We start from the raw sequence: 3,319 nt of genomic DNA, 5'->3' as shown, positions 1-3,319 counted from the left end.
CGATCGCGTAGAGTCCGGCCACCGACGTGCGGCACCACTGGTCGGTGACGATGAACCCGCGCTCGAGATCGACTCCGAGTTCGGCCAGCCCGAGTCCCTCGCTGTTGGGCACCACCCCGGCGGCCACCAGCAGATATTCGCTGCGGATGGTCTCCGATCGTCCATCGGAGGTGCTGAACGAGGTAGTCACCCCGGTATCGTCGGCCTGCGCAGAGCTGACCTTGACACCCGCTTCGCAGCGGATGCCCCTTGCCTTCAGCTGCCGGACGACCGCAGCCGAGACTGCAGCGTCCTCGGCTGGCAGGATCGAGCCGAGCGCCTCCAACACGGTCACCGAAGTGCCGAGAGCGTTGAACAGGCTGGCGAACTCGATACCGATCGCGCCGGAGCCGATGATCACCAGCGAATCCGGCAGCTTCTCCGGCATCAGCGCATCGGTCGACGTCCAGATGCGCTCATCGTCCGGCTCCAGCCCAGGCAAGACCCTCGGACGGGCACCGGTGGCGACGATGACATGATCGGCGCCCACCTCCCGGACGCTGCCGTCGGGGTCGGTGACGCTGACCTCGCCCTTGCCGGTCAGCAGTGCGCTGCCGGTAATCACGGTGACGCCATTGGCGCCCAGCAGGGCCGCAACCCCGCCTGTCAGTCGCGAAACCACGGAGCGGCTGAACCTCACCAATCGAGCGATGTCGAAGGTGGTTCCCTCGGGCACCTCGAAGCCATACCGTGAGGCATCGGCCAGGGCGTGCGCGGTGTCGGCGCCGTGCAGTAACGCCTTGGTCGGGATGCAACCCCAGTTGAGGCAGACCCCGCCCAACTCGGATCGCTCGACGACCGCCGTGCGGAGTCCGAGCTGGGCAGCCCTGATAGCGGCGACGTAGCCACCCGGCCCGGCCCCGATCACGAGCACATCGAATGCATCGTCTGGATGGCTCATCATCACACCAGCATCTGAGCCGGGGCTTCGAGGATCGACCGCAGCTGCGCGACGAACTTCGCTGCCAGCGCCCCGTCGATGACCCGGTGATCGCTTGCCAGTGAGACTTCGACGACGGTGTGCACATCCACCTGGTCGTCGTCGCCCACCACCAGGCGACGCACACCCGAGCCGACCGCCAGAATGGCTGCCTGCGGCGGATTGATGATCGCGTCGAATGATGTCACCGGGTACATGCCCAGGTTCGAGACGGTGAAGGTACCGCCCTGGAACTGTTCGGCCGTCAGCGTCCTCGCCTTGGCGTGGGTCACGAGTTCGGCTATCGCGGCGGAGATCTGACCTAGCGAGAGCTTATTCGCGGCGCGCACCACCGGGGTGACCAGACCTTCGGGCAGTGCCACCGCGACGCTGATGTCGGCTTCGGCGAAGCGCATGACGGTCTTCGAGGCCTCGTCGAATTGCACGTTGACATCGGGAACTCTGGTCAGTGCGATCGCAACCGCCTTGACGATCAGGTCGTTGACGCTGATCTTCACGCCCGGCACCGTCGCATTGATCTGAGCGCGCAGGTCGAGTGCGGCGTCCATGATGATCTCGGTGTTCACCCGGAAGTGCGGCGAGGTCTGGTAGGACGACTGGAGCCGCTCGGCGATCGTGCGGCGCATCGGCGTCAACGGCTGCGGGGTCGCCTCGTTGACACTCGCCGCTGCTGCCACCGGCTGAGTGGCGGGTGCTGCCGCGACCGGCTGACCCGCCTCGAGCTTGTGGATTGCCTCCTCGACATCGGCTCGGCAGACCCGTCCACGGGCCCCGGTCGCCCGGCAGTCATGCAGATTGATGCCGCGCTTCTTGGCGAGCTTGCGGGCCACCGGGGTCGCGCTCACCGTGGAGTCGTCGGCGTGGCTGCGCGGACGAACCGGTTTGCGCTCACCCGCGGGCTTCGCGGCGAGCTGGCCGCCACCGGCGGTAATGGCCTTCTCGACATCCGCGATGCTCACTCGTCCGCCGCGCCCGGAGCCGGACACCTTCCCCAGATTTATGCCGTTGGCCTTCGCGAACCCGAGAGCACGCGGAGTCGCGACTATATCGTCCGCGGTCTGACCGGCCAAGGAGGCGGGCACGACCAGTTCACCCGGACGAGGTGGCGGTGCCGCGGCTGCCGGCACAGCCGACGGGGCGGCGGACGCTGCCGCGGCAGGCTGCGCAGTATCGGTGGAAGCTGCGTCGGATGCCGCGATGAAGGCGTCGACCTCCGCATCGGAGACCTCGGCCGGAGCGCTCACTGCGAGCAGTGCCCCCACCGGGTAGGTCTCGCCTTCCTTGCCGATTCGACGGCGCAGTACCCCGTCGAATGACGCCGACAGCTCATTGGTGATCTTGCTCGACTCGACCGTGCACAGCGAGTCGCCCTCCTTGAAGGTCGCTCCCTCAGCGACATGCCAGCTGCCGAGCAGACCTTCCTCCATCGTCAAACCCCACTTGGGTAGGGTGATGGCTTGGATCCCGGCCATGGTTCAGACCTCCACGATCGAGCGGACTGCGTCCGCTACCTTGACCTCGCTCGGCACCCATTCCTTCTCGAGCGCGGGAGAGAACGGCACCGGGGCATGCGGCGGAGTGATCAGCCGGATGGGCGCCTTGAGCTCGGAGTAGAGGTTGGTCGCGATCAGCGCCGTCACGTCGTGGCCGAAACCACAACGCGCAGCCGACTCGTCGACGACGACCGCTCGTCCGGTAGCCGCGACAGATTCGAGGATGGCCTCTTCGTCGAGCGGGCTGGTGGTACGCGGATCCACGACCTCAACTGAGATGCCCTCACTAGCGAGCTGGTCGGCGACCCGGTTGGCCACCTGAACCATATTCGCCAAGGCGATGATCGTGACATCGTCGCCTTGGCGGGTGTAGTTCGCGACACCGAACGGAATCGTAAACGGCTCGTCCGGAACTTCACCCTTGAGGTCGTATAGCGCCTTGTGTTCGCAGAAGATCACCGGATCGTCATCGCGGATAGCGGTCAGCAGCAGCCCGCGGGCATCGTAGGGGCTGGACGGGCAGGCGACCTTCACGCCGGCTGTCGAAGTGAAGATGTGATACGGCGAGGCCGAGTGCTGGGCCGCAGCGCCGATGCCGGCACCGATGATGCCGCGCATCACCAGCGGGGTCTTGGCCTTGCCGCCGAACATATAGCGGAACTTCGACGCCTGGTTCCAGATCAGGTCGTAGCAGACACCGAAGAAGTCCATGAACATCAGCTCGGCGATCGGACGCAGTCCGGTTGCGGCGGATGCGGCCGCCAGGCCCATGATGGCCGACTCGGTGATCGGGGTGTCGATGACCCGGTCGTCGCCGAACTCGGTCCACAGGCCCTTGGTGACGCCC

At 66.3% G+C, this 3,319-nt stretch carries 3 protein-coding genes; all 3 read right to left on the bottom strand.

Annotated features, from left to right (window positions below; genetic code table 11):
- The coding region (locus AAFP05_RS00635) for an FAD-dependent oxidoreductase (RefSeq protein WP_341727916.1) at positions 1-943 on the bottom strand (943 nt) is incomplete at its 3' end.
- Positions 943-2,451: a 2-oxo acid dehydrogenase subunit E2 gene (locus AAFP05_RS00630; protein WP_341727915.1), complete on the bottom strand. Its 1,509-nt coding sequence runs from the start codon at positions 2,449-2,451 to the stop codon at positions 943-945. The genes AAFP05_RS00630 and AAFP05_RS00635, both read right to left, overlap by 1 nt.
- Before the next feature lie 3 nt (positions 2,452-2,454).
- On the bottom strand, positions 2,455-3,319 hold an 865-nt coding region (locus AAFP05_RS00625), incomplete at its 5' end, for a transketolase C-terminal domain-containing protein (RefSeq protein WP_341727914.1).

This window comes from Brooklawnia sp., from assembly GCF_032229645.1.
In the GTDB taxonomy this organism is placed as follows: domain Bacteria; phylum Actinomycetota; class Actinomycetes; order Propionibacteriales; family Propionibacteriaceae; genus Brooklawnia.
The sequence above is the reverse complement of the archived record's forward strand: the minus strand, read 5'-3'. Positions and strand labels throughout refer to the sequence as shown.

What these genes read in the sequence shown, in the direction of transcription:
- AAFP05_RS00630 (WP_341727915.1), bottom strand. Translation starts at nt 2,451, where the DNA reads ATGGCCGGGATCCAAGCCATCACCCTACCCAAGTGGGGTTTGACGATG.